This window comes from Arthrobacter sp. 05T444 (assembly GCF_056395905.1).
In genome coordinates, this window is sequence record NZ_JBFTKK010000014.1 from 76,586 (window position 1) to 102,395 (window position 25,810).

At 65.1% G+C, this 25,810-nt stretch carries 22 protein-coding genes; 13 read left to right on the plus strand and 9 right to left on the minus strand.

Going from position 1 to position 25,810, the window contains the following annotated elements; all coding sequences use genetic code 11:
* Positions 1 to 15: 15 nt before the first annotated feature.
* The 3 genes from AC1DD3_RS14305 to AC1DD3_RS14315 all read right to left on the minus strand — a co-directional run bounded on the left by AC1DD3_RS14305 (position 16) and on the right by AC1DD3_RS14315 (position 2,047).
* Complete coding sequence (locus AC1DD3_RS14305; RefSeq protein WP_290369768.1) at positions 16 to 138, minus strand: hypothetical protein; 123 nt, start codon at positions 136 to 138, stop codon at positions 16 to 18.
* A gap of 142 nt (positions 139 to 280) precedes the next feature.
* A complete protein-coding gene (locus tag AC1DD3_RS14310) occupies positions 281 to 1,063 on the minus strand; it encodes an alpha/beta fold hydrolase (protein WP_230119205.1) in 783 nt (260 codons plus the stop codon).
* 51 nt (positions 1,064 to 1,114) lie between these two features.
* Positions 1,115 to 2,047 carry an aminodeoxychorismate lyase gene (locus AC1DD3_RS14315; protein ID WP_230119206.1) on the minus strand — a complete coding sequence of 311 codons (933 nt, stop codon included), beginning with the start codon at positions 2,045 to 2,047 and terminating at the stop codon, positions 1,115 to 1,117.
* A gap of 94 nt (positions 2,048 to 2,141) precedes the next feature.
* Between AC1DD3_RS14315 and cls the strand changes: the two genes are divergently transcribed.
* On the plus strand, positions 2,142 to 3,629 hold the full coding sequence (gene cls / locus AC1DD3_RS14320) for a cardiolipin synthase (RefSeq protein ID WP_230119207.1): 1,488 nt from the start codon (positions 2,142 to 2,144) through the stop codon (positions 3,627 to 3,629).
* 13 nt (positions 3,630 to 3,642) lie between these two features.
* Here the strand turns inward: cls and AC1DD3_RS14325 are convergent, their stop codons facing one another.
* The 5 genes from AC1DD3_RS14325 to AC1DD3_RS14345 form a co-directional block, all read right to left on the minus strand.
* Positions 3,643 to 5,766 (minus strand): chorismate-binding protein, encoded by a 2,124-nt coding sequence (locus AC1DD3_RS14325; RefSeq protein WP_230119208.1) that lies wholly within the window; start codon positions 5,764 to 5,766, stop codon positions 3,643 to 3,645.
* Positions 5,763 to 6,326 (minus strand): low molecular weight protein-tyrosine-phosphatase, encoded by a 564-nt coding sequence (locus tag AC1DD3_RS14330; RefSeq protein ID WP_230119209.1) that lies wholly within the window; start codon positions 6,324 to 6,326, stop codon positions 5,763 to 5,765. The genes AC1DD3_RS14325 and AC1DD3_RS14330 overlap by 4 nt, the downstream gene beginning before the upstream one ends.
* A gap of 68 nt (positions 6,327 to 6,394) precedes the next feature.
* Complete coding sequence (locus tag AC1DD3_RS14335; protein ID WP_230119210.1) at positions 6,395 to 7,018, minus strand: LysE family transporter; 624 nt, start codon at positions 7,016 to 7,018, stop codon at positions 6,395 to 6,397.
* Positions 7,019 to 7,057: 39 nt separating this feature from the next.
* Positions 7,058 to 7,873 carry a methyltransferase domain-containing protein gene (locus tag AC1DD3_RS14340; RefSeq protein WP_230119211.1) on the minus strand — a complete coding sequence of 272 codons (816 nt, stop codon included), beginning with the start codon at positions 7,871 to 7,873 and terminating at the stop codon, positions 7,058 to 7,060.
* 9 nt (positions 7,874 to 7,882) lie between these two features.
* On the minus strand, positions 7,883 to 8,362 hold the full coding sequence (locus tag AC1DD3_RS14345) for a MarR family winged helix-turn-helix transcriptional regulator (RefSeq protein ID WP_230119224.1): 480 nt from the start codon (positions 8,360 to 8,362) through the stop codon (positions 7,883 to 7,885).
* Between the two features lie 229 nt (positions 8,363 to 8,591).
* On the opposite strand from AC1DD3_RS14345, the gene AC1DD3_RS14350 reads away from it, so the two are divergent.
* Complete coding sequence (locus tag AC1DD3_RS14350; protein WP_476882012.1) at positions 8,592 to 10,802, plus strand: MMPL family transporter; 2,211 nt, start codon at positions 8,592 to 8,594, stop codon at positions 10,800 to 10,802.
* Positions 10,803 to 10,858: 56 nt separating this feature from the next.
* On the opposite strand, the gene AC1DD3_RS14355 is transcribed toward AC1DD3_RS14350, so the two are convergent.
* Entirely contained in the window at positions 10,859 to 11,812 is a 954-nt protein-coding gene (locus AC1DD3_RS14355; RefSeq protein WP_230119212.1) for an NAD-dependent epimerase/dehydratase family protein, read from the minus strand.
* A gap of 232 nt (positions 11,813 to 12,044) precedes the next feature.
* On the opposite strand from AC1DD3_RS14355, the gene AC1DD3_RS14360 reads away from it, so the two are divergent.
* The 11 genes from AC1DD3_RS14360 to AC1DD3_RS14410 all read left to right on the plus strand — a co-directional run bounded on the left by AC1DD3_RS14360 (position 12,045) and on the right by AC1DD3_RS14410 (position 25,802).
* Positions 12,045 to 13,079, plus strand: coding sequence for a LacI family DNA-binding transcriptional regulator (locus tag AC1DD3_RS14360; protein WP_230119213.1), 1,035 nt, complete (start codon positions 12,045 to 12,047; stop codon positions 13,077 to 13,079).
* 198 nt (positions 13,080 to 13,277) lie between these two features.
* Positions 13,278 to 14,627, plus strand: coding sequence for an ABC transporter substrate-binding protein (locus AC1DD3_RS14365; RefSeq protein ID WP_230119214.1), 1,350 nt, complete (start codon positions 13,278 to 13,280; stop codon positions 14,625 to 14,627).
* Between the two features lie 76 nt (positions 14,628 to 14,703).
* On the plus strand, positions 14,704 to 15,690 hold the full coding sequence (locus tag AC1DD3_RS14370; RefSeq protein ID WP_476881971.1) for a carbohydrate ABC transporter permease: 987 nt from the start codon (positions 14,704 to 14,706) through the stop codon (positions 15,688 to 15,690).
* Positions 15,687 to 16,583 carry a carbohydrate ABC transporter permease gene (locus tag AC1DD3_RS14375; RefSeq protein WP_476876235.1) on the plus strand — a complete coding sequence of 299 codons (897 nt, stop codon included), beginning with the start codon at positions 15,687 to 15,689 and terminating at the stop codon, positions 16,581 to 16,583. The genes AC1DD3_RS14370 and AC1DD3_RS14375 overlap by 4 nt, the downstream gene beginning before the upstream one ends.
* A gap of 58 nt (positions 16,584 to 16,641) precedes the next feature.
* Complete coding sequence (gene arfA / locus AC1DD3_RS14380) at positions 16,642 to 18,153, plus strand: arabinosylfuranosidase ArfA (protein WP_476881972.1); 1,512 nt, start codon at positions 16,642 to 16,644, stop codon at positions 18,151 to 18,153.
* Positions 18,154 to 18,345: 192 nt separating this feature from the next.
* Positions 18,346 to 18,768: a hypothetical protein gene (locus AC1DD3_RS14385; RefSeq protein ID WP_230119218.1), complete on the plus strand. Its 423-nt coding sequence runs from the start codon at positions 18,346 to 18,348 to the stop codon at positions 18,766 to 18,768.
* A 308-nt stretch (positions 18,769 to 19,076) separates the two neighbouring features.
* A complete protein-coding gene (dnaK, locus tag AC1DD3_RS14390; protein WP_230119219.1) occupies positions 19,077 to 20,948 on the plus strand; it encodes a molecular chaperone DnaK in 1,872 nt (623 codons plus the stop codon).
* A gap of 2 nt (positions 20,949 to 20,950) precedes the next feature.
* Positions 20,951 to 21,619 carry a nucleotide exchange factor GrpE gene (locus AC1DD3_RS14395; RefSeq protein WP_230119220.1) on the plus strand — a complete coding sequence of 223 codons (669 nt, stop codon included), beginning with the start codon at positions 20,951 to 20,953 and terminating at the stop codon, positions 21,617 to 21,619.
* 67 nt (positions 21,620 to 21,686) lie between these two features.
* Positions 21,687 to 22,604, plus strand: a complete 918-nt coding sequence (locus AC1DD3_RS14400; protein ID WP_476881973.1) for a DnaJ C-terminal domain-containing protein — start codon at positions 21,687 to 21,689, stop codon at positions 22,602 to 22,604.
* Positions 22,605 to 22,619: 15 nt separating this feature from the next.
* Positions 22,620 to 23,048, plus strand: coding sequence for a heat shock protein transcriptional repressor HspR (locus tag AC1DD3_RS14405; protein WP_290369769.1), 429 nt, complete (start codon positions 22,620 to 22,622; stop codon positions 23,046 to 23,048).
* Positions 23,049 to 23,144: 96 nt separating this feature from the next.
* Complete coding sequence (locus tag AC1DD3_RS14410; RefSeq protein WP_476881974.1) at positions 23,145 to 25,802, plus strand: PEP/pyruvate-binding domain-containing protein; 2,658 nt, start codon at positions 23,145 to 23,147, stop codon at positions 25,800 to 25,802.
* The last annotated feature ends 8 nt before the right edge of the window (positions 25,803 to 25,810 follow it).

Below are 25,810 nucleotides of genomic sequence, written 5' to 3' on the forward strand. Positions count from 1 at the left end.
GCCGGCGAGGACCGCTCACGTGTATGACATGTCCGGCTCATTGCCGCTGTCGTCCTGCACCCAGGTGGTGAAGTCCGCCAGCGACATGAAGCAGTAGTAATCGCAGTACCGCAGGTTCTTTTTCTCCGCCTTGCTCATGACAGCTATTCGTCACCCGCGGCTGCAAGGATGGCGGCCGGCTACCAACACGGCCAATGGCAACCAGGGTTATCCAGTCCATGTGAGCTCCTCCTGTGCCAGACCATACCTGTAACGCGTCCGGGAAGGAACGGGCTCGAAGCTACGCGTTGGCGGGACGCGCGCGGCGGATCGGGAACATCGTCTGCGGGGGCCCGGCGGCACCCAGGAACTTCAGGATCAGGGCGTTGACTGCGTCCGGCTGTTCGAGGGGAAGCGCGTGCGATGCGCCCGGTATGACCCCCAGTTGGCCCTCAGGCAGCGCTTCGTAGAGGGCGACGGTATGGGACAGTGAGACGAGGTCGTCGTCGCCGGACAGCACGAGCGCCGGACTGCTGATCTGCGCGACGTCGGCAGCCGTGAGCGTCGGCTCTGCAGCGAACATCGCAAAACTCTTGTTGACGACCTCAGCCAGGTGCCCCGCTCCGTCAGGGGAGCGTTCGATGTAGGCCTTGCCCAGTTCCTGCGCCATCGGCGAATCGGGATCCATCTCCACGGGAACCATGCCGTCGTAGTGGAAGTTCGCCCCGATGACCACGAGCTTCCGCACCAGATCGGGCCGCTGCAAGGCGACGAGCAGGGCGATGATCCCGCCGTCGCTCCACCCCACCAGGTGGGCCGAGCCCTCCACGACATTTTCCAGCACACCGATGGTTTCGGCCGCCATGCCGGCGTAGTGGAAGTCGGCGTCGGTGTCGGCCGTGTATCCGTGGCCGCGGCGGTCGAAGGCGACAACGCGGAAGCTTTCGGAAAGGCCCGGCCCGATGCTGTTGAGCAGCTCGTCGCTGTTGCTGAGGCCCCCGTGCAGCAGCAGGAGCGGTGTGCCTGACCCGCCTTGGTCCTCGACCCATGTCGGGTGCCCGTTGATTTCCACTGTGCTGGCCATGGTTCGCTATTTTCCTCCAGGCCGGCCAGCACCACAACCGCCGGCGGGCGTTTACTCGATCCCGGCGAACAGCTCGTTGAGCTCGGCGGTCAACTGCTTCCGCAGTGCCGGCGTGCCGATCTCTTTGCCGTCGATGTGGTTCACCGGCGCCAGCAGCCTGATGCTGGAAATCAGCCAGACGGCGTCAGCGTCAAACAGGTCCTGGGGCTCCAGCGGGCCGTAGCCCAGCTCCCAGCCGGCCGCCTTGGCGGCCGCGAACAGCGCCCCCTGGGAGGTACCGGCGAGGATGCCGCTGTCCAGCTGGGGTGTGATGAGCCGCTTGGCCGTTTCGCCGTCGTCGGACGTTTCGACGTGCGCCAGCAGAACGGTCGACGTCGGGCCCTCCAGCACACGGCCGTCTGACGATGTGAAGATGACGTCGTCGGCGCCCTGCTTGTGGGCGTGGCGCAGGGCGGCCATATTCACGGCGTAGGAGAGCGTCTTGGCGCCGAGCAGCAGCCACGGGGCGCGTTCGGCGACGTCACTGTCGTAGCCCCGGTCCAACAGGATGACGTCGATGCCCGCCTCGCGCTGCCGGCGTCCGGCGGCGGCCACAGCCGACACCTGGACCCAGCAGGTGGGGGCGGAGGCGCCCTCCGCTCCGCGCGTTACCAGGAGCTTGACCACGGCCTCGTCCTCCTCGGGCGACGCCGCGGGGTTGTCGGAACGGAACGCCGCGACGCCCGTCTCGATGGCCCGCCGCCAGGTCTCCTGGCCGGGGATTTCAAGGTCCAGGGCCCGTGCAGAGCCGCCCAGGCGGTCCAGATGCGCCTGGATCTTGCGGGTCCGGCCTGCCACGGCGAGCATGGACTCGAAAACGCCGTCGCCGCGCGTGGCTCCTTGGTCGGTGGCCATCAGCTGCGGCTGCGCGGGGTCGGCAATCCGGCCGTATTCATAGTCCGGGTCGAGGAATACCAGCACGGTGGCGGAGGCAGGAGAAGTCATGCCTCAAGCTTAGTGCGGGCCGTCCCCGATAGGCTGTGCTGGACCGTCCCTTCCGGAATGCCTCCGAGGGCAAGACATACTGGAGGTTTCACCTGTGTTGTGGCCATTTCCGCTTGCCGGAACCTTGCCGTCCTGGTTGATCCTGCTGCTGGGCACCGCCGACTTCATCATCCGCGTGCTCGCCGTAGGCATCATCCCCGGCAACCGCCGGCCCACCACCGCCATGGCGTGGCTGCTGGGCATTTTCTTCGTGCCGGCCGTGGGCCTGATCCTTTTCCTGCTCTTTGGCAACTTCCGGCTGTCCCGGCGCCGAGTGGAGCAGCAGCAGCTGGTCAGCGAAAGGGTGCGGGCACGCACCTCGGTGCTGTCCGACGTCGGAAGCGACTACTCTGGGCCCGAGTGGGTGCAGTCCGCCGCCGAACTGAACCGCCGGCTGGGCTCGATTCCCATGGTGGACGGCAACTCGGTGGAGCTGATTCCCGGCTACCCGGACTCCATCAGGGCCATGACCGAGGACGTCCGGAAAGCCAAAAGGTTCATCAACGCCGAGTTCTACATCATGAGCACAGACCACGTGACGGATGACCTGCTCACTGCGCTGGAAGAGGCGGCCGACCGCGGCGTCGAAGTCCGCGTGCTCTTTGACCACATCGGCACCCTTCGGGTCAGGGGCTACCGCAAGCTCCTCAAGCGCCTCAGGGCCAGCCGGATCCAGTGGCGGCGGATGCTCCCGCTGCTGCCCATCCACGGCCAGTGGCGCCGGCCGGACCTGCGGAACCACCGCAAGATCATGGTGATTGACGGCGAAGTGGCGTTCACCGGATCGCAGAACCTGATCGAGCCGTCCTACAACAACCCCAAGCACCGCAAGGTGGGGCGTGAATGGGTGGAACTGATGGCCCGGCTGCGCGGCCCCATCGTGCCCACTCTCAACGTCGTCTTCGCCACCGACTGGCTCAGCGAGACGGACGAGTCGCTGGAAGCCCAGCTGCAGGCCCAGCTGGAGCTTCCCGCCGAGACCTCACCCGGCACCGTCACGGCGCAGGTGGTTCCCAGCGGCCCCGGGTTCAGCACGGAAAACAATCTCCGGCTGTTCAACACGCTCATCTACTCGGCCCAGCACCGGATCTCCATCTGCAGCCCGTACTTTGTGCCGGACGACTCACTCCTTTATGCGATCACCACCGCGTCGCAGCGTGGCGTCGACGTCGAACTCTTTGTCTCCGAAAAGGGCGACCAGTTCCTGGTCCACCACGCTCAGCAGTCGTACTACAAGGCGCTGCTCGAGGCGGGCGTGAGGATCTACCTCTACAAGGCGCCCTTCGTGCTGCATGCCAAGCACTTCACCATCGACGACGAAGTGGCCGTCCTCGGCTCCAGCAACATGGACATGCGATCCTTCTCGCTGAACATGGAGGTGTCGGTGATGTTGCTCGGGACGGAGATCGTGAACAGCATGCGTGCGGTGGAGGACACGTACCGTGACATCTCGCACGAACTCAATCTCGAGGATTGGATGCGCCGGCCCCTGGCCGCGAGGTACGTGGACAACGTGGCCAGGCTAACGGCAACAGTTCAGTAGATAGCCCGGGGGATCAGCCGGGGAAGTGGGAGCCCAGCGCGGAAAGCACGCCGAACGCCTTGGTGCGAATCTCCTCGTATTCCTCCTGCGCTGCTGAATCCGCCGTGATGGCGCCGCCGACGCCGAGACTGAGTTTCGCCGTCGGCTCCCCTGCAGTGCGGGCCAGGCCGGCAGCGGTCCCGCCGGCAGCCTGGGCGCCAGCTTCGCCGTCTGCCTGGATCACCAGCGTCCGGATGGCGACCGCCAGGTCCGTGGCCCCGTTGAGTGAAAAGTACCCGATCGCGCCGGAGTAGACGCCCCGCGGAGCTTCCTCGAGCCGGTCCAGGATGGCCATGGTGCTGATCTTCGGCGCCCCGGTCATCGAGCCGGCCGGGAAGCACGCAGCCACGGCTTCAGCCCGGGGCGATCCCGGAAGGAGCTGGGCGTCGATGGTGCTCACGAGCTGGTGGACCGTGGCGTAGCTTTCGATCTCGCACAGCCGGCTGACGGTCACTGAACCCGGCACCGCGAAGTGGCTGAGATCGTTCCGGAGCAGGTCGACGATCATGATGTTTTCGGCACGGTCCTTCAGCGAGCTCTCCAGATCGTGCCGCAGCGCCGCGTCTTGCTCGGGATCGGCAGCCCGGCGGCGGGTGCCCTTAATCGGTTCGGCGCGCATGCCGCCGTCGGACGCTATCCGCAGGAAACGCTCCGGGGACGTGCTCGCCACCGTCAGCCCGCTGAACCGCAGGTAGCTCGCGAACGGTGCCGGGTTCCTCTTGCGCAACGCAAGGTATGTGGGCCAGGGGTCGAGCGCAATTGCGGGCACCTCGGCGGTGAGGGCCGTGGTGAGGCATACCTCGTACGAATTCCCCTCCGAGATCTCATGCTGGGCGTCGGCGATCTTGCGCTTGTAGGCGTCCTCGGTGTCGCGGCTGGTAAACGTTGGGGCAGGAAACCGCCCGACGACGCTACTGGGGGAGCCGGCGCTGGTGGGGGTGCCGGCCGCAGCGGCCACCGAGGCGCGGGCATTGGCGAGCCAGACTGCTGCGTCGGGGGCATCGAGCGCGAGCAGCCAGGCGGCGCCCTCGGCGTGGTCAAGGACCACGGCCCGCCCGGCGAAAATCAACGCCGCGTCCGGGGTATCTGCCGGGACGTCGGAGCCGCCGGTTTCACGCTTGAGTTCGTAGCCCAGGCAGCCAAGCCAGCCCAGGGTGAAATCACAGGGATAGCCCTCGGGGCCGCGGACCGCTTTCCGGCCCCACACGGTCTCCAGCCACCGGAAGAACTGGCCGGGCACTTCGGCGGTGGCAGACCCTGCGGTGATCCGGTTGGTCCCCGAAGTGTGCCGTGCCGACTGCCCGAACGTGCCGCCGTCGTCCGCCAGAATGCTGAACCGGCTGCGCTCCGCGGCGGGCGTCCTGACGCTCAGCCAGTCTTCTGGGGTGGGCGGGACCAGCGAGGAATCGAGCCAGACGGCATTCGCAGATGTCCCGTACATGGACTGGAAGAGGGCCGCCGCGTCCGGCCTGGCCTCGATGCGCTCGGCCAGGAGCCGGAGACCCCGGCGCGCCGAGAGTTCGGGGACCAGCGCGGTGGCGAGGGCCGGAAGGTAGGTGAGCGCCTGCAGGACGTCTGCCGGGGCGGTGTCGTCGGCCAGGTTGAGGACCCGGATGTCTGCGTGGTCCCGCACGTTGTCCGAGGCGAGGAGCTCCGATTCCTGTGCGGCCCACTGTTCCCAGTACGGCTCGTACGTTTGGCCGTCGCGTTCCAGGGCGCGGGTGCGGCGTTCGTGGTCCGGCGAATCAGCCCAGATGACTGCGTCCAGCAGGGGCCTGGCCGCCGCCGCGGCAGCCCCCACCCCCTCCACGATGACAATCTCGGCGGGCAGCGTGACCCGGGCATCGCCGTCGTAATGCCTTTCCCAGTCCCAACTGACCCACGTTGCCGGTTCTCCCCGCCGCAGCGGCGACAGCACGGTGGTGACGTAGCGTTCAACGCCCGCGGCGAGCCCGTTCCAGCCGGGGTAGATGTCCTCAAGATGGAACAGCGCGACTTTGTGGTGGTTCCGCAGCCGTGCCGCGAGTTCAATGGCCAGCGTGGTTTTGCCTGCGCCCGACCGCCCATCAATGGCGATGATCACAGGTGCGGGGGTCATGAAATAGAGCGTACCTGCTGGCTGTTCTGAACCTCGAGTAGGGCCTGTTCTTCTGCGATCGCCGCACGGACAAACTGCACGATGCCGGGCACGGCCGCCTGGACCTGGTCCCACACCGACTCAAAGTCGCTGTGATCCCCGTACCAGGGGTCTTCGATGCCTTGGTCCAGGGGGTCCTTCGATTCGAGGGCGGGATCAAAACTGCGCAGCATTCGGATTTTCTCCCCGGTCTCCCGGTCGGGGGCCGAGGCCCGGAGCCAGCCATAGTGGTCCACGTCCAGGGCCAGGATCAGGTCTCGTTCCGTGTACCACTCGGGGCGCCATTCCCGGGCGATGTGCCGGTCGGAGATGAGATTGTGGGCCCTCAGTTTCCTCGCGGCCCGGGGGTCGATGGGGCGTCCTGCCTCATAGGCGGTGGTTCCGGCGGAGTCCACGACGGCAGCATCGGCGAGCCCTGCCGCTGCGAAGGCCTCCGCCAGCATCAGCTCCGCCATCGGGGACCGGCAGATGTTGCCAGTGCACACCGCGATGATCCGGTAGGGGCTCGACGTTGAGGGCATGCTGCTAAGCATGGGGGATGCCGGCGGCACTTGGCTAGTAAGCAGCCTTATTGTTCAAAACATTTCGTTTAGTGGATCAGCGCCAAAAGGATGCCCACGGCCACGAACAGGACGCCGAAAACCCTGTTCAGGACCTTCTGCCCGTGGGCGTTGTGCGTGAAACGCTGGAACGACTTCGCGGCCGCCGCGAAGAAGAACCACATCACCAGGATGTCGATCGCCACCACGGTGGCAGTGAGGACCATGTACTGCGCCAACAGCGGCCGTTCGGGGAGAATGAACTGAGGCATGAACGCGAGGAAGAACACGATGGCCTTGGGGTTGAGCAGGTTGACCCAGAGGCCGCGGCGGAACATGGACCAGGCTGGCTCGTTCCGAAGTGCGGCCGCCTTCTCCTGGTCAAGGTCCGGCTTGTGCAGGAACTGGCGGATGCCCAGGTAGACCAGGTAGGCGGCGCCGGCGTAGCGGATGACGTTGAAGGCAACGGGCGATCCTGCCACCAGGACTCCGACGCCGAGCGCCACGATGACCACATGAACGATCAGGGCCGCCTGCTGGCCGAGGATTCCCCAGATGGAGCGCCGGAACCCGGAATTTAGCGAGTTGCTCATGGTGTTGATGGCGCCTGCGCCAGGAGTGAAGCTGATGAGGACGCCGGCACCCGCGAGGGCCAGCCAGAGGGAGAATTGCACCAACCAATCTTAGTGCGGGATTCCGGGCGCGGAAAAAACCTAGGCCCGCGCGATGACCTCGCCGTTGGGGATGAGGAACCAGCCGTCGTCCGTGGAGCCCCAGCGGTGCCAGCCGGCGGAGATGCGGGTCAGGTCTGCTTCCTGGGCGAAGCCGTATTCGAGGGCCTGCTCAGCGAAGGCCGAGTGCAGCACCCGTTCCCCCCAGACGCGGGCCTGCCAGCGGCGCTGCTGCCCGGTGGCGTAGAGCCAGTTGCTGCTGGTGGGCGCCACATCCGTAAAGCCGGCGGCCTGCGCCCAGGAGACCAGGCGGCGTCCGGCGTCGGGTTCGGCCCCGTTTCGCCGCGCGATCCGCTGGTACAGCTCCATCCATTCGTCCAGTTCGGGGATGGCCGGGTACCAGCTCATGCCGTGGAAGTCGGCGTCGCGGACCGCCACGATGCCGCCCGGCTTGGCCACCCTCCTCATTTCCCGCAGCGCCCCCACGGGATCGGTCAGATGCTGCAGCACCTGGTGCGCGTGGACTACATCGAATGTGTCGTCCTCGAAGTCGAGGTCGTAGATGTTGCCGGCCACGAAGTCGACGTTCGCAACACCCCGGTCTGCCGCCAGCTCGCGGGCGTGGGTGATCACGTCCTGGGAACGGTCCAGTCCCGTAACGGTTCCGGGGGCCACCAGTCCGGCGAAGTCGCACGTGATGCTTCCCGGCCCGCAGCCCACGTCCAGCACGGTGACTCCGGGGGTGAGGTACGGGATCACGAAGGCCGCGGAATTCTCGGCCGTCCGGGAGGCGTGGGCGCGGATCACTGACTCATGGTGGCCGTGCGTGTACACGTCGTGCGGCTGCTGCTCACTCATAGGGAAACGCTACTCCTTTTCCGAGGCTTCCCGGCCGGCGCGGACGGTGGCATTGATCATCGAGTTCAAGAACCGTGTCACGGTCACCAGCTCTTCTGCGCTGAACTCTGCCATCGCCGAGCCCATCTGCCGCGCCAGCGGGAGGAACATGGCGCTGCCGTCCCGGTAGGCCTTGTCCGTCATCCGCAGCTGGACCTGCCGGCGGTCCTGGCCCTGGCGCTCGCGGACCAGATGCCCTGAACCGCACAGCCTGTCGATCAGGGCGGTGGTGGCCGGCGAGCTCAGGTTGAGTTCTTTCCGCAGGGTGCCCGGGGTGACCACCTGGTCCGCGGCTGAATGCCGCATGATGACGGCCAGCGCATTGAGGTCGGTGCGGTGCATGTCGTTGCGGCCTCCGGCAGCATCCACATACCGGTTGGCCTCCAAGGTGAATTCCTGGAGCAGCCGCACCAGGGGGGGTGCGCCGGGCAGGCCCGAGTGCTCAGGCAAGCCCGAGTGGTCAGACTGGCCGGGCAGACCGGCGGGATTTGAGGCCGCTGGATCTTCGGTCACGTTGGCTTCCCTCTCCAATTTCATGCCTTCCGGAGTTTACTCCAGCGGTCCCGTTATCCTGGTCGGCAATCCTTCCGGCTATGTATCTCCATCGTAGAGATAGTCTATGATGGATCTATTCTACTCCGCCGGATTCCGTTGGTCCCCGTTCCCGAAGAAGGACCCCATGAAGCAGCCATCCCACAGGAAGCCCCGCGCCCCGTTCTGGCTGCGCTGGCTCATCCCCGTTTTCCTCGTCTCCGCATGGCTCGCCGTCGCCGGCGTAGGCGGGCCGACTTTTGGCCGGCTGGATGAGATCTCGTCAAATGACCAGGCATCGTTCCTGCCGGCCGGAGCGGAAGCCACCAAGGCCCAGGGCTGGCAGGAAAAGTTCCGGGATTCGCGCGAGATTCCCGCCGTCGTGGTCATCGAAAGCGACGCCGCCTTCACCCCGGCCCAGCTGGGCGAGGCGGCTGAGCTCAAAGGCAAGCTGGAGGCGCTCAAAGCGGGCAGCGCCGTGATTGGCCCAATCCCGTCCAGCGACCAGAAAGCGGTCCAGCTCGTGGTGCCCATCCCGTCCGCCGGCGAGGTGAAGGACGTGGTCCAAGAGCTGCGGAACGAGGTCATAGCCGGGGCCCCGGCCGGCATGCGGACCTTCATCACGGGGCCCGCCGGACTGACAGCGGACCTGGCCGGCGCCTTCGCCGGCATCGACGGCATCCTGCTGCTTGTGGCACTGGGGGCGGTATTTGCAATTCTCCTGATCGTCTACCGGTCGCTGCTGCTTCCGCTTGCCGTGCTGCTCACATCGGTCTTTGCGTTGTGCGCCGCCATCCTGCTGGTGTTCGGCATGGCGAAGCTCGGCTGGATCCAACTCAACGGCCAGAGCCAAGGAATTCTGTCCATCCTGGTGATTGGAGCCGCCACGGACTATGCGCTGCTTTACGTGGCAAGGTTCCGCGAGGCGCTGACCCACACGACCAACCGGACCGCCGCGGTCCTCACCGCCTGGAGGGCCTCGTTCGAACCGATCTTTGCGTCCGGAGCCACGGTGATCATCGCCCTGCTGTGCCTGCTGTTCTCCGACCTCAATTCCAACAAGGCCCTCGGCCCGGTCGCCGCCGCCGGGATCCTCTGCGCGCTCGTGGCCGCACTGACCCTGCTGCCGGCGCTGCTGGCTCTGCTCGGCCGCACCGCGTTCTGGCCCTTCCGCCCCAGGCTGATGCCGGAAGGGGAGCGCGAGCCAGTCCTGGTGACCGGGCTCGAAGGCCAGAAGGGGCTGTGGCGCGCCACTGGATCGCTGGTGTCCCGGCGTCCGCGGACGGTCTGGGTGGCTTCGGTCCTGTTGCTGCTGGCCGCGTCGGCAGGTCTGCTGCAGCTCAAAGCCAATGGCGTCCCTCAGACCGACGTTATTCTCAGCGCCTCCAATGCCGTCGACGGGCAGGACGCCCTGGCCCGCCACTTCGATGCCGGGAGCGGCAGCCCGGCCCTGATCGTGGCAGCTGAGGCCAAAGCCGGCAGAGTGCTGGAGACTGTGAAAGCGTCCGACGGCGTGGGGAACGCCTACCTCCTGGCTGACGGCACTGTGCCGATCACCGGAGCGCCGGGATCGCCGTCCGTACCGGCCGTCCGCGGCGGGAAAGTGTTGCTCAACGCCACCCTGGACTTCGCGGCAGACTCGACCGACGCTGAGAAGGCCGTGCTGAAACTGCGTGAAAGCGTCGGGGCCGTGGACCCGGGAGCTTTGGTTGGGGGCGTAACGGCCACGGCCCTGGACACCAACACCACCGCACAGCGGGACCTCGCCACCATCATCCCCGTGGTGCTCGGCGTCATTCTGGTCATCCTGATGCTCCTGCTCCGCTCCGTCCTGGCGCCCGTCCTGCTGGTGGCCTCGGTGGTCCTTTCGTATGCGGCGGCCATGGGAGTCTCGGCCCTGGTGTTCAACAACATCCTCGGGTTCCCCGGAGCCGACGCCACGGTGCCGCTGTTCGGCTTCGTGTTCCTTGTGGCACTCGGCGTGGACTACAACATCTTCCTCATGAGCCGGGTCCGCGAGGAGTCGCTGAAACACGGCACCAATGCCGGTATTCTGCGCGGGCTGGGCGTGACCGGCGGGGTGATCACCTCCGCGGGCGTGGTGCTCGCGGCGACGTTCGCCGCCCTGGGAGTCATCCCGATCATGTTCCTGGTGCAGCTCGCGTTCATCGTGGCGTTCGGGGTGCTGCTGGACACGGTGCTGGTCCGCTCCCTGCTGGTCCCCGCCCTGGCTTACGACCTCGGCAGGCGGATCTGGTGGCCCGGCAGGCTGGGCCGCCCGGAGCCGGCTTCCGTGGGCGAGCTTCCGGACGGGGCCGGGACCCGAGAAGCCGGAACCCGAGAAGCCGGCGTCCGTTAGGCCCAGGCCGGTTTGGTCAAGCCGGCAGGCCGGCGTGACCAAACGCCGGCAGGGCGTCAGCGGGGCGTGGGCGCAGTGGAGTTCTCCGCGCGCCACCACTCCACAGTTGCCTTGGCCGCGGCCGCCAGGGGAGTGGGGCGAAGGTCCAGGGCTGCCTCGCTGGCCCCGGAATCCATCACGAACGGTCGCTGGAACTGGTAGAGCGTCTCGCCGAGCTCCCGGATGTCGGCGGAAAACAGGCCTACGGTACGCAGCACCCAGCCCGGCAGGGCGCCGACCTTTGGCCGCGGCATTCCGGCGGCCTCAGCGAACGCGGCGGCAAGCTCCCGCTGCGTCAGGGCCGGATTGGTGGGGGCATGCAGCACACGGTTCCACAACACGGGATTCTGCGCTGCCTTGATCATGGCCGCCGCGAGATCGGGGACGTACGTGAACGAATGCGGCTGGTCCGCGCTGCCCACCACGCGGAGCCTGCGGCCCGAAAGGATTGCGGGCACCATCCGCTCACCAGCGTGGGACATCCGCACTCTGGGTCCGAAAAAGTCGCCGGCAACCACACTGACCGTGCCGGTTGCGCTCGCCTGCCGTGCCTCGAGCAGCGCCGTCCGCACTCCGCGCTTGCCGCCGCTTGCTGCGCGCGGGCTGTCCTCAACCATGACGCGGTCAGGCTCGGTGTACGAGTAGAGACTTTCGGGAAAGACGACGACGGCGCCCGCCTCGCCGGCGGCTGCCAGGAGAGCCTGTTCGGCCATGGGAAGTTCCTGCTCCCAGGCCCTGGCACTGTACGCGGAACCGTGAATGCAGTGGAAGGCCGCTGTGGCACCGCGCATGGACTGCGCCACCAAAGCCCGGTCCGAGACATCCACGGACAGCCTTTCCACCAGCGGATGTTCGGGGCCACTGGCGGACCGTGTCAGCACGCGGACCCTTTTGCCCTGGGCTGCCAGCTGTTCGGCAACCGTCCACCCCACAGGACCTGCTCCAGTCACCGCAAAGAGTTCTTCTGACATGGCTCCAGGCCTTTCGTGGCAACACAATTCGATTGGAAGAGAAGTAGCAGTCCCAATATTTCAGACTGCGCCTGCAGAAAGCGATCATCTCTTCCTCCCTCAGCCTTGGAGAGCGCCCCGGCTCGACCTGCTGGGCCGCAGCGAAGCGACGCCGGCGCGCTCGGTACGCCGAGCGTTCCAACGATGTAACCTCGGGAGGAGAGGCGGGCATTTGTTTGGCGGGAAGGATGACATGGCGATCACCATGCGCGACGTGGCTCAGGTGGCGTCCGTGTCAATCAAGACGGTGTCAAATGTGATCAACGATCACCCAAACATCAAGCCGGAGACGCGCAGGCGAGTTCTCTTGGCGATCGAGAACCTGGGCTACCAGCCCAATCTCTCTGCGCGCGGACTCCGTTCTGGCCGGACCGGCGTGATTAGCCTCATCATTCCTGACCTGAAGAACGCATATTTTGCTGAGCTGGCAGACGCGGTGATGACAGCGGCCTCCAAGAGGGGCCAGGCGGTGATCATCGAGCAAAGCGGTGGGGAGCGGGACCGCGAACTCGAAATCCTCCATGGCCCGCGCATGAGGATGGTCGATGGCGTCCTGTATAGCGTGCTCGGCCTCGGCCAGGAGGACGTGGGCCTTATAGATATCCCGACCCCGATTGTCCTGCTCGGTGAACGTATCTTTAACGGGCCTGCAGACCACGTCACCATGCAGAACGTCGAGGCGTCCGAGGCAGCCACCGGGCATCTCCTTGAACTCGGACGCAGCCGGCCTCTTGCCTTTGGAGCCCACCGCAACGAAGTGATCGGTTCAGCCGGGCTGCGTCTCGAGGGCTACCGCCGGGCCCTGAAACGAGCGGGACTGCCCTACCGAGAGGAGCTCGTTGTCGACGTCCAGACCTGGCATCGGTCCGACGGTGCCCACGCGATGCGGCAGGTATTAGCGTCCGGTGTCACCTTCGACGGCGTGGTGGCATTCAACGACTCCATCGCCCTGGGAGCGATGAGCGTGCTGCAATACGCTGGCCTGAAGGTCCCCGACGATGTAGCCATCATCGGCTTCGACGACATCGACGAGACACGCTACTCCCTGCCAACGCTGTCAACCGTGGACCCCGGACGCCCCCAAATTGCCGAGACGGCCGTGCGCATGCTGCTTGAGCGGATAAACGGCGAAGCTGCGGACATTGCTCCGCGGGAGTTTGAGGCTTCGTTCAGAATTGTCCCCCGTGGATCCACGGGGGAGTCCGGGGCCTCTTTCCCCGAAAGTTAAGTCTTGACTTGTAAGCCGCATCACACCAATATGGATTTACAACGATTACATACATCGATGTAAAAGCTGGCGGAGCCTGCTCCAGGTCTTACCCAAGCCCTTCCCGGGCAGTCCAACGTCCCCGCTGGACAGGCAAGCGTGGAGCCTTCCGCTTCAGACGATGAAGTCCAGAACCTGCAGCACCGAAGGGACCCCTACGTGAACAAGAAAACAGTCGCGGCAGCATTGTCGACGGTCGCCCTGGCGGCGAGCCTCTCCGCCTGCAGCTCCGGTGAGGCCGCTACCGAAAGCGCCAGCACCACCAGTTGCACCAACAAGATTGTCCACGCGGATGCTCCTAAGGTCTCCGTCTGGGCGTGGTATCCGAACATGGCCAAGGTGGTCGACAATTTCAACAACTCCCACACGGATGTGCAGGTCTGCTGGACTGTCGCCGGGCAAGGAGCCCCGGAGTATGCGAAATTCCAGACCGCCATCCAAGCCGGCAAGGGTGCACCCGATGTGATCATGCTCGAAGCCGACCAGCTAACAGGCTTCGAGCTGCAGAATGCATTGGTGGACCTCAGCCCGTACGGCGCAGCTGATGTGAAGAAGAACTTCAGCGACGGCTCCTGGAAGGACGTCTCGCAAGGAGGCTCTGTTTACGCCATCCCCGTCGACGGCGGCCCGATGGCAATGATTTACCGCAAGGACGTGCTCGACAAGTACGGCATCAAGCCGCCGACCACCTGGGCTGAGTACGAGACGGCGGCCCAGAAGGTCAAGGACGCCGGCGGGCCAGCCTTCGGTGACCTGGGGAGCAACGTGCCGGCCGCCCTGACCGCGCTCATGGCCCAAAAGGGCGCGGTTCCGTTCACGTACGACTTGGCGGATCAAAAGAAGATTTCAATCCAGCTGGATAGCCAGCCGGCGAAGGACGTGCTGAACTACTGGGCCGGGCTCGTCAAGAAAGGCCTTGTGGGGACGCAGGACCAGTTCACCACCGACTACATTTCAGGCATGGTCGGCGGCAAATACGCGACGTATGTTTCCGCCGCGTGGGCACCGGGATATCTGACCGGCTCGGGCGTGGGTAAAGGAAAAGAGAAGGGCACGTTCGCCGTGGCAGCCCTTCCGCAATGGGATGCCAGCAACCCCGTTTCTGTGAACTGGGGAGGATCAACTTTTGCGGTCACTTCACAAGCAGGAGACAAGAAGCTGGCTGCCGAAGTGGCCAAAGGCCTCTATGCCGACGACGCGTCGCTCACAGATGGCTGGAAGACCCAGACCATCTTTCCCCTGAACCAGAACGTGCTGAGGTCGGCTGCGTTCATCAACAACCGCGTCGATTTCTTTAGCGGCCAGACGGCCAACAAGGACATCTATATTCCAGCCGAGAACTCCTACAAGGGCTTCAGCTACAGCCCGTTCACCGTCTACTACTACGCGCAACTGCAGGCCGAGACGGTCAAGATCAATTCAGGCAAAGTCACCGGAGACGAGGCGGCCAGCGAGCTGCAGAACACCATGGTGAACTACGCGAAGAGCCAGGGATTCACAGTCAACTAGCAGCCGGGCCTGCTCCGGGGACCTGATGGTTGGCGGAGCAGGCCGGATCGACCGATAGAAAGACGCAGGACAGATCATGGCAGTTCACGGGTCAACGGTGACACCCTTGCCGCAAGATTCTCCACAGGAACTACCGGCTCGCCCGGAGCAGGTGGACAGCAAACGGGCTCCCCGTATCCAGACGGTGATGGCACGGAGGGCGCGGACGGGGTGGCTCTTCATTGCCCCCTTCGGGTTAGTTTTCGTCGCGTTCCTCCTCGCCCCCCTGGCCTACGCCCTTTACCTGAGCCTGTTTACCAAGGGCCTGGCAACCGGTACGCGATTTAGCGGGCTGGAGAACTATTTTCACGCCTTCTCGGATCCGCAATTCCTGAAGGGCGTAGGGTTCGTAGTCCGTTTTTCCTTAGTTCTGATACCGGTGCAAATGGCCGTCTCGCTGGCCGCGGCCCTCGTCCTGGACCACCTCACGACACGACTGGCCAAGTTCTCCCGGCTGATGATCTTCCTGCCGTATGCGGTGCCGGCCGTCATAGGCGCGCTCATGTGGGGGTTCCTCTACAGTCCCTCGTTCGGACCGATGCAGCAAGTGTTCTCCCTTTTTCACGCTTCAGCACCGTTCCTTCTCAGCCAGGACAACGTCTTCTACGGACTGCTGAACGTGGTTACCTGGCAGTGGGCCGGGTACTACATGATTATCGTGTACGCGGCCCTGCAGGGAATCGACCCTTCCCTGTATGAGGCGGCCAAGATAGACGGTGCTTCCACCTGGCAGGTGGCCTTCCGGATCAAAGTGCCCATGGTGTCATCTGCGCTCGTGCTGATTCTTATTTTTGCTCTGATCGGAACCCTCCAGTTCTTCTCCGAGCCGCAGATCCTCGGCCCGGTCGCCAACGGGAGTATCACGCCGGACTTCACGCCCAACATCTATGCATTCAACCTGGCCTTCGGCTACGCCCAGTTCAACTACGCGTCTGCCATTTCCTTTTCCCTCGGCATCATCGTCTTTATCGCCGTGTATGCCTTCATGTTCGCCACCCGTAAAAAAGGGAGCACCCTCTCATGACTGCAGTCACGACCAGCGTCCCCGCCCTGGCCCGGCGACCCAAGCCGCGTCGAAACGTGGTGGCCCATGTGTTTCTGGGAGTTTTGGTTCTGTATTTCCTGGTCCCTATCTGGTGGCTCTTCGTGGCGAGCACGAAGGACACGGAGGGTCTTTTTGCCGGCTCCTCCGGCGCCATGTGGTTCGACAAGAACTTCAACCTGGTGGCCAACCTTCAGGACCTTTTCACGTACAACGGCGGAGAGTACCTGCGATGGCTGGGCAATTCACTGCTATATGCCGTTAGCGGCGGGCTGGGGGCCACCGCGATCTCAGTACTGGCGGGCTACGGCTTCGCGAAGTATAGGTTTCCGGGACGAAACTTGACCTTCTCGTTGCTGCTGGGCGCGGTCATGGTCCCGATGACTGCCCTGGTTATCCCCACCTTTATCCTGCTGTCCAACCTCAAGCTGACGGACACGGTATGGGCCGTCATCCTGCCATCGCTGCTGAGCCCTTTCGGCGTTTACCTCATGCGCGTTTACACCGCCGAGGCCGTGCCGGACGAGCTGCTGGACGCGGCCCGGGTGGATGGTGCCGGCGAGCTCCGCACCTTCTTTCAGGTGGCTCTCCCCCTGCTGCGCCCCGCTCTTGTGACAGTTCTCCTGCTTTCCATAGTTGGGACGTGGAATAACTACTTCCTGCCCCTGGCCATGCTGTCCACTGAAAAGCTCTACCCGCTCACAGTTGGCATTGGGCTCTGGGAGCAACTGGCTTCGTCCAATAACGGCGGCGGTCATTCCCTCTGGAGCCTCATCATCGTCGGCTCCTTCGTCTCCATCATCCCTCTCGTCGTCGCCTTCCTGACCCTGCAAAAGTACTGGCAAGGCGGCTTGTCCCTCGGCAGCCTCAAATAGAACGTCGTCGCTAAGCACGGCGTACCGTTCCGTGCTTCCCCTTACCTGAAAGAAAACTATGGTTTCCGCACGCCTTACCATCGACCCGCAGTTCGCCGTGGGCCCCGTCAATCCCCGCCTGTTCGGCTCGTTCGTTGAACATCTCGGCCGCTGTGTCTACGACGGAATCTATGAACCCGACCACCCCAGTGCAGATGCCGACGGATTCCGCACGGACGTCATCCGGCTCGTCAAGGAACTCGGTGTCTCCGCAATCCGTTACCCCGGCGGCAACTTCGTCTCCGGATTCCGCTGGGAGGACAGTGTGGGGCCCAAGGACCAGCGTCCCCGCCGCCTTGATCTGGCCTGGCACTCGACCGAAACTAATGAAGTCGGTCTGCACGAGTTCGGCTCCTGGCTGGAGAAGGTAGGCAGCGAGCTGATGCTCGCCGTCAACCTCGGCACCCGAGGCACCCTGGAAGCCCTCGACCTCCTGGAATACACAAACATCAGTTCCGGAACGGAACTGTCCGAGCGCCGGGCAGCCAACGGCCGCAAGGAACCCTTCGGCATCAAGATGTGGTGCCTTGGAAACGAAATGGACGGCCCTTGGCAGTTGGGGCACCGCTCAGCTGATGACTACGGCAAGATCGCGTCCCAGACAGCAAAGGCCATGAGGCAGCTCGACCCGTCAGTTGAACTCGTCGTCTGCGGCTCATCCAGCGCCCACATGCCCACCTTCGGCGAATGGGAACGAGTTGTCCTAACCCACGCATACGAAGACGTCGACTACATCTCCTGCCACGCCTACTACGAAGAGAAGAACGGGGACCTGGGCTCCTTCCTTGCCTCCGCCTCCGACATGGACCACTTCATCGAATCTGTGGTTGCAACGGCCGACCACGTCAAGGCAGTCAACGGCAGCTCCAAGACCATCAACATTTCCTTTGACGAATGGAACGTCTGGTACCTCGAGCGATTCCAGCAGGTCGATAAAATCGAAGGAATCGATAACTGGCCCACGGCGCCGCGGCTGCTTGAGGATGCATACTCCGTCGCCGATGCCGTCGTTTTCGGCAACCTGTTGATCTCGCTGCTTAAACACGCAGACAGGGTCGCGTCGGCCTCCCTTGCGCAACTGGTGAATGTGATCGCCCCCATCATGACCGAACCGGGCGGCCCTGCATGGAAGCAGACCACTTTCTTCCCTTTCGCGTTGACTTCCAAACTTGCCAAGGGAGCCGCTCTGGACGTCAAACTGGAAGCCGACGGCTACAGTACGGAGGTCTACGGCACTGTCCCTCTCATCGACGCGGTCGCCACCTTCGACGCCGAAACCCGCACCACCGCGGTCTTTCTGGTCAACCGCTCCCAAACCGAAGAAGCGAACGTGACGATAGACGTAACTTCTCTGAACGGCGCTATTGTCCTGGATGCTCAAACGCTTTCCGATGTGGATGTTTATGCGAAGAACACACTCGACCATCCAGACCGCGTGGGCCTCAACCGGAACAAGAGCGTCGCTGTCCGTGACGGCCTAGTCGCGATCACTCTGCCGCCAGTCTCGTGGACTGCGCTGCATCTCGGCTGACAGGCAAGGCGGGGGCATCCGAACAAAACGGGTGCTCCGCCACTGGCGCCTGGGGCAATTTCCACTTCCGGCCGGCCGGACCCTGAACCCCCGCCACCCCTCCGCAGTGCCCTGTTGCCATCCGCCGCATCTGAGTAGACTTCCAGTGCGTCCGGCCGGACGCGCCCAGTCCTCCCAAGGAGTGATCAAGCGATGACTGAAAACAGCGAGTCCAATACCGCAGGAAAGACACACAACAGCTCCAGGAACCCTGCACTTGAAGGCGAGAGCGGTCAGTACGTAGAAGGCGACTACGGCGACGCCGGCGTGGTGGCCGATGAGGCCGCCGCCGAAAAGGGTGACTACCCGGCCGGTGACTATGGCGATGCCGGCGTGGTCGGTGACGTGCCTGCGGAGGCCGAAGAAGGCGAATACTCCGAAGGCGATTACGGCAAGGCGGGGACATTGGGCCAGGAGCTCCCCGGCGAAGAAGAGGGTGAATATCCCGAGGGCGACTACGGCGCCGCCGGAACCGCGCGGGAGCGGGGCGCCGCCGGTGAGGTGAAGGACGGACTGACGGACGGCCAGGTCAACGCTCCGAGGAATGACGACGGCGGGACCTCCGCCGGGGGCTAGGAGCCGCCGCGAAAGCACCTCCAGAGCAGGTTCACGCAGAGCGAAACTGTGCTCGCGCCGTCGTCGTGGCCCCCGGTGTTCCGCCAAATTCCGCGGATCACCGGGGGCCAATTGTTTGCGCGCGACCACCAAAATGGCAGACTTGAGCCGAGTCGACTCAACTTTGGATTGACTTAAACCGTCCGTTGAGTAAAGTTGAGTGCAGATCGCTCAAGGAGTGGGCGAGCCCCGATTCGACACGCCAAGTACTAGGCGTACATGCTCGAGCATCGGGGCCACACAGTTTCCAAGAAAGAAGGAAGCAACACATGTCACGTGCAGTAGGTATTGACCTCGGAACCACTAACTCCGTCGTCTCCGTTCTCGAAGGTGGCGAGCCCACCGTTATTGCCAACGCCGAGGGTGGCCGCACCACGCCGTCCGTCGTTGCGTTCTCCAAGTCCGGCGAAGTCCTGGTCGGCGAGATCGCCAAGCGCCAGGCCGTCAACAACATCGATCGCACCATCGCCTCCGTCAAGCGCCACATGGGCACCGACTGGGGCGTGCAGATCGACGACAAGAAGTACACCGCGCAGGAAATCTCCGCACGCGTGCTGATGAAGCTGAAGAACGACGCCGAGTCCTACCTCGGTGAAAAGGTCACCGACGCCGTGATCACCGTTCCGGCCTACTTCAACGATGCCGAGCGCCAGGCCACCAAGGAGGCCGGCGAAATCGCGGGCCTCAACGTCCTGCGCATCGTCAACGAGCCCACCGCGGCCGCCCTCGCCTATGGCTTGGACAAGGGCAAGGAAGACGAACTCATCCTGGTCTTCGACCTCGGCGGCGGCACGTTCGACGTCTCCCTGCTGGAAGTCGGCAAGGACGAAGATGACTTCTCCACCATCCAGGTGCGCGCCACCGCCGGTGACAACCGCCTCGGCGGCGATGACTGGGACAACCGCGTCGTTGAGTACCTGCTGAACCAGCTCAAGGTCAAGGGCATCGACCTGTCCAAGGACAAGATCGCCCTGCAGCGCCTCCGTGAAGCTGCCGAGCAGGCCAAGAAGGAACTCTCCTCCTCCTCCAGCACCAACGTCTCCCTCCAGTACCTGTCCGTCACCCCCGACGGCCCCGTCCACCTGGACGAGCAGCTGACCCGCGCCAAGTTCCAGGACCTCACCAAGGACCTGCTCGAGCGCACCAAGAAGCCGTTCCACGACGTCATCAAGGAAGCCGGCATCAAGCTCTCCGACATCGACCACATCGTGCTCGTCGGCGGTTCCACCCGTATGCCTGCCGTCTACGACCTCGTGAAGGAACTGGCCGGCGGCAAGGAGCCGAACAAGGGCGTCAACCCGGATGAGGTTGTGGCCGTAGGCGCAGCCTTGCAGGCAGGCGTGCTCAAGGGCGAACGTAAGGACGTTCTCCTGATCGACGTCACGCCGCTGTCCCTTGGCATTGAAACCAAGGGCGGTGTGATGACGCACCTGATCGAGCGCAACACGGCCATCCCCACCAAGCGTTCCGAGACCTTCACCACGGCGGATGACAACCAGCCGTCCGTGGCCATCCAGGTCTTCCAGGGCGAGCGTGAATTCACCCGCGACAACAAGCCGCTGGGCACGTTCGAACTGACCGGCATCGCTCCGGCCCCGCGCGGCGTTCCGCAGATCGAGGTCACCTTCGACATCGACGCCAACGGAATCGTGCACGTCTCCGCAAAGGACAAGGGCACCGGCAAGGAACAGTCCATGACCATCACCGGCGGCACCGCGCTTTCCAAGGACGACATCGAGCGCATGGTCCGGGACGCCGAGGAGCACGCAGCCGAGGACAAGGCACGCCGCGAGGCAACCGACACCCGCAACACCGCCGAACAGCTCGCCTACTCCGTGGACAAGCTGATCGCGGACAACAAGGACAAGCTGCCCGAAGAGGTCAAGACCGAGGTCCAGGCCGACGTCGACGCCCTCAAGAAGGCACTCGAAGGCACCGATGACGCGGCCGTAAAGACCGCGTTTGAGAAGCTGCAGGCTTCCCAGACCAAGCTCGGCGAAGCCATCTACGCCCAGGCCGGTTCCCCGGACGGCGCCACCGGCGCAGCAGGTGCCGAAGGCGCCCCCGCCGGCGACAAGGCAGGTTCTTCAGATGAAGATATCGTCGACGCCGAAATCGTTGACGAAGAAGAGAAGAAGTAGCCATGCCTCATCACGGTAACGAAGAAGAGCACAGCTCTTCCCGGGATCAGGGCGGGCAGCGCGACGAGCCTGTTATCCGGGACCACCGCAAGGTGGACCCGGTGACCGGGCAGGCCCGCCACCCCGAGGGAGAGCAGCCCGCCGATCCGGCTGGTGCTTCCGCGGATTCGAACGGCGACGCCCTCGCCCAGGCTGAGGAAATCCTCAACCAGGTGGAGGTGCCGGCGGAGGAATCCGTGGCCCAGGGAACTGACGCCGCGGCTGCTGCGGAGCTGAAGAACGATCTGCTGCGCCTCCAGGCGGAGTACGTCAACTACCGCAAGCGCGTCGAACGCGACCGTGCCGTGGCAGGGGAGATGGCCGTCATCGGCGTCCTGAACTCGCTGCTGCCGGTGCTCGACGACGTCGACGCCGCCCGCCAGCACGGTGACCTGACCGACGGCCCGTTCGCCGCGATCGCCGCCAAGCTGGAGAACGCGCTCAAGACGTACGGCCTGGTGCGCATCGATGAGACCGGCGTGGAATTCGATCCCACGATCCACGAGGCCCTCATCCAGCAGCCCGGCGCGGACATCGAGGTTGACACCGTCAGCCAGGTGCTCCGATCCGGCTACAAGTCAGGCGAGCGCGTCCTCCGCGCGGCACAGGTTATCGTGGCAGTCCCTGCATAAGGTGAGCTGACACGATCGCGAAGCGGAACATGGGCCCTGGGAGTGGCATCGGGCCTGCCGGAGCGTGGTGGCTTGGTCCGTAAGGACCAAGCCGAAGCTCGCGCGCCAGCACCACCCGGATACGAACTCCGGTGACGCTGCTTCGGAGAAGAAGTTCAAGGACATCTCTGAGGCGTACTCCGTGCTGTCCGACCCCGAGGAGCGCCAGCAGTATGACGCCATCCGGGCCATGGGCGGCGGGGCACGGTTCGCTCCGCACGGTGCCGGAAGCACGGCCAACGGCGGCTTCGAGGACCTTTTTGGCGGGCTCTTCACCGGCAACGCCGGACGCCAATCCGGCGGCTTCAGCACGCCCGGCGGCGTCCCGCCCGAGTTCGCCGACCTGTTCGGCGGCGGCTTTGGCGGCGCCGGGGGTCCTGCCGGGTACCAGCGCGCGCCGCAGAAGGGTGCGGACCGCACGGCAACCACCAGCATCTCCTTCGCCGGTTCCATCCGCGGCACCACCATCGGCCTGCGCGAGCCGGACGGAGAAGTCATCGACGTCCGTGTTCCGGCCGGCATCAAGGACGGCCAGAAGGTCCGCGTCCGCGGAAAGGGCCAGTACGGTCCCGCGGGCAACGGCGATCTCATGGTGACGGTCAACGTCAAACACCACGACTTTTACACGCGCGACGGCGACAACCTCCGCATCCATGTGCCGGTCACCTTCGCGGAAGCTGCTCTGGGCGCCGACATCGAGGTTCCCACGATCGACGGCGAGCATGTCCGGGTCCGCGTTCCCGCTGGCACGCCCGCGGGGCGCACTCTCCGGGTCAAGGGCCGCGGCGTGAAGACCTCCAAGGGCACCGGCGACCTGCTGGTGACGATCGACGTCGCCGTTCCGAAGAACCTGAGCAAGGAAGCCGAGGAGGCCGTGAAGGCGTTTGCCGCCGCCACCGCCGGCGCGGACGTCCGCGAGGGCCTGGCAGCCAAGGCCCGGCTCTAGAAACGGGCGTCAGCCGTGGACATTAACTTCGATCAGCCGATCTTCGTCATCTCGGTGGCGGCCGAACTGGCTGACATGCACCCGCAGACGCTTCGCCAGTATGACCGGCTGGGCATCGTCTCGCCCAGCCGTGCGCCGGGCAAGTCCCGCCGGTACTCGCAGCGGGATGTCAACATGCTGCGCGAGGTGCAGCGCCTGTCCCAGGAAGGCGTCTCCCTCGAAGGCATCAAGCGCATCCTGCAACTGGAGAACCAGGTGGCCGCGCTGCAGCGGCGGGTGGGCGAGCTGACCGAGGAACTCGCCCGACGTCGAGACTCCATTGACTCCCGGATCTTTGCCGCCGGTGCCGCCGGGGACGTCGTCAGTCTTGCCCGCGGCCAGCGGCCCCGGCCACGGTCACAGGCCGTGGTGGTGTGGCGCCCCCGGGGAGCGAACAACCCATAGATCGCTGTGATCCTGCATGCCAGAATGGGATGAACCAGGCGCAGCGCGGCGTCTCGTTCAGGGCGTAAGTGGCCCGGGCAGAAGGGATGCACGGTCGTGACCTACATCAAGGACTTTGACCAGCTCGGGCGCGGCGACGTGGAGGAAGCCGGAGGCAAGGGAGCCAACCTCGGCGAACTCACCCAGGCAGGGTTTCATGTGCCACGGGGCTTCGTGCTCACCACAGCCGCCTACGCTGACTTCGTCGAGGCCAACGGACTCGGTGCGCGGATCCTGGAACTTGCCACTCTTCCCGCCGACGCGCCGCAGCAGGACTACGACGGTGCGGCGCAGCAGATCCGCTCCCTGTTTTCGGACCGCGTGATGCCACCCGGAATCGCCCGCGAACTCAGCGAGGCCTACAGCCGTCTCGGCCACGCCCTTCCGGACGCCTCGGGTGAGGATATCCCGGTGGCGGTCCGGTCCTCGGCCACGGCCGAAGACCTGGCCTCCGCAAGCTTCGCCGGCCAGCAGGACACCTACCTGAACATCCGCGGTGCTGAGGCCGTGGCTGCCTCGGTCATTGCCTGCTGGGCATCGCTGTGGAACGCCCGCGCCATGGCCTACCGGGCCCGCGAAGGCCTCGACCCGGCCACAGTGCGGCTGGCGGTTGTGATCCAGCAGATGGTCGAGTCCGACTCCGCCGGAGTGATGTTCACTGCCAACCCGGCCAACGGCCGCCGCGACCAGGTGGTGGTCAGTGCCTCCTGGGGGCTGGGGGAGTCCGTGGTCAGCGGTGCCGTGACCACCGACGACATCGTGGTGGACCCTGCCGCGGGCCGGATCCTGTCGCGGCTCACTGCTGACAAAGAGGTCATGACGGCCTACTCCGAAGATGGGACCGCTGAGCAGCCGGTTCCGGGGCCGAAGCGCCGGGAGCCGGTGCTCGACGACGCCGCGGCGGCCGCTCTGGCGCGCCAGGGAACGGCCATCGCGGAGCATTTCGCGGCGCCGCAGGACATCGAATGGGCGCGGGCGGGCGGGGAGTTTTTCATCGTGCAGGCCAGGCCGATCACCGCGCTGCCTGAACCGTCGGCCGATACCCCGACTGACTGGGAGCTGCCCTATCCGAAGGGTCTGTACTTCCGGGCGAGCATTGTGGAGCAGTTGCCGGATCCGCTCTCACCGCTGTTCGCCGACCTCATCGACGGCTCGGTGACCCGGTCCCTCAAGGCACTGCTGAGGGAGGCGGTCGGCAGCGACGTCGTGCGGGACGGAGACGTGTCCCTGCCCACGATTAACGGATATGCGTATTACTACTACAGCTCCGCCGGAATGTGGCGGGTGATGGGCAAGTCCCTGACCGCCGTTGCCGCGTTGGCCCGCGGCAAGGCGCATATGGGCATCAGGGGATGGCGGGACCATTCCCACCCCCGCTACCGGGGCACAGTGAAGTCGTGGGCATCCAAGCCGCTGACGGACCTGCCGGCGTCGGAACTGTTCAAGGGGATCTCGGCCCTGCTGGACGCCGGCACCGTGTACTACACCGCGGTGCAGTCGGTCATTCCGATCGCAGCAACGAGTGAGATCCTGTTCCGGGCGTTTTATGACCGGCTGGTCCGCCGCGACGGCGACCCGGCGGGCCAGACTTTCCTGCTGGGTTATGACAGTGAGCCCATCCGGGCGGAGAAGTCGCTCTACGACCTGGCGGCCTGGGCCCGTGGACGCCCGAATCTTGCCGCCGCCATCACGGAGGGTTCCGCCGCCGCGGTAGCGGCGGCAGTCCGCACGGGGACTCCGCCAGCAGGCGTCGACCCCGCCGCGTGGGAGCAGTGGACCAAGCGGTTTCAGCGGCATCTGGACCAATTCGGACACGCCGTCTACAACCTTGACTTCGTCAATCCGGTTCCGGCCGATGATCCTTCGGCCTTGCTGGAAACCCTGAAATTCTTCGTGCGCGGGCAGGGCAACGACCCCTACCAGCGCCAGCAGCTCTCGGCGTCCCGCCGGGAGGACCAGAGCCGGCTGGTCCGGGAGCGGCTGGATCCCGCCCGGCGCGCCTCGTTCGACCGGCTGCTGCGCTGGGCACAGAAGGCAGCGCCCGTCCGTGAGGATGCCTTGGCGGACATCGGCCTGGCCTGGCCGCTGATGCGGCGGATGCTGTTGGAGCTTGGACAACGGCTGGTCGGCTCGGGCGTCATCACAGAGCCCGGGGACATCTTCTGGCTGCGGCTCGACGAACTCCGACATGCCATCGACTTCGGACTGGCCACTCCCGGTGCGGCCATCAGCGGTGCCGGGCAGCCCGTCCGCGCGGAGGCCGTGGCTCAGCGCAAGATGCTGTGGCGCGGGCAGCGGAAGGCCGCGGCGCCGCAGATGCTGCCCGAAAGCCGCTGGGCAGACCGTGCGTTCGGAAAGATGATGCCGGCCGGTTCCCAGCAGCAGCGCGGCGACCAGATCTCGGGGACCGGCGCCAGCTCAGGTCAGGTGACCGCGCCAGCACGGCTGCTGGCCGGCCCCGAAGACTTCGCCACCATGCAGCCCGGTGAGGTGCTCGTCGCCCGCATGACCACTCCGGCCTGGACTCCGCTGTTCGCCATGGCTTCGGCGGTGGTCACCGACGTTGGAGGCCCTTTGAGCCACAGCTCAATCGTGGCCCGGGAGTACGGCATCCCCGCGGTCCTCGGCACCGGCGTGGCCACCCAGCGTCTGGCCAGCGGCCAGCTAATCCACGTGGACGGCGATGCCGGCACCGTCACGGTTGAACGGGAATGAACGCCCGA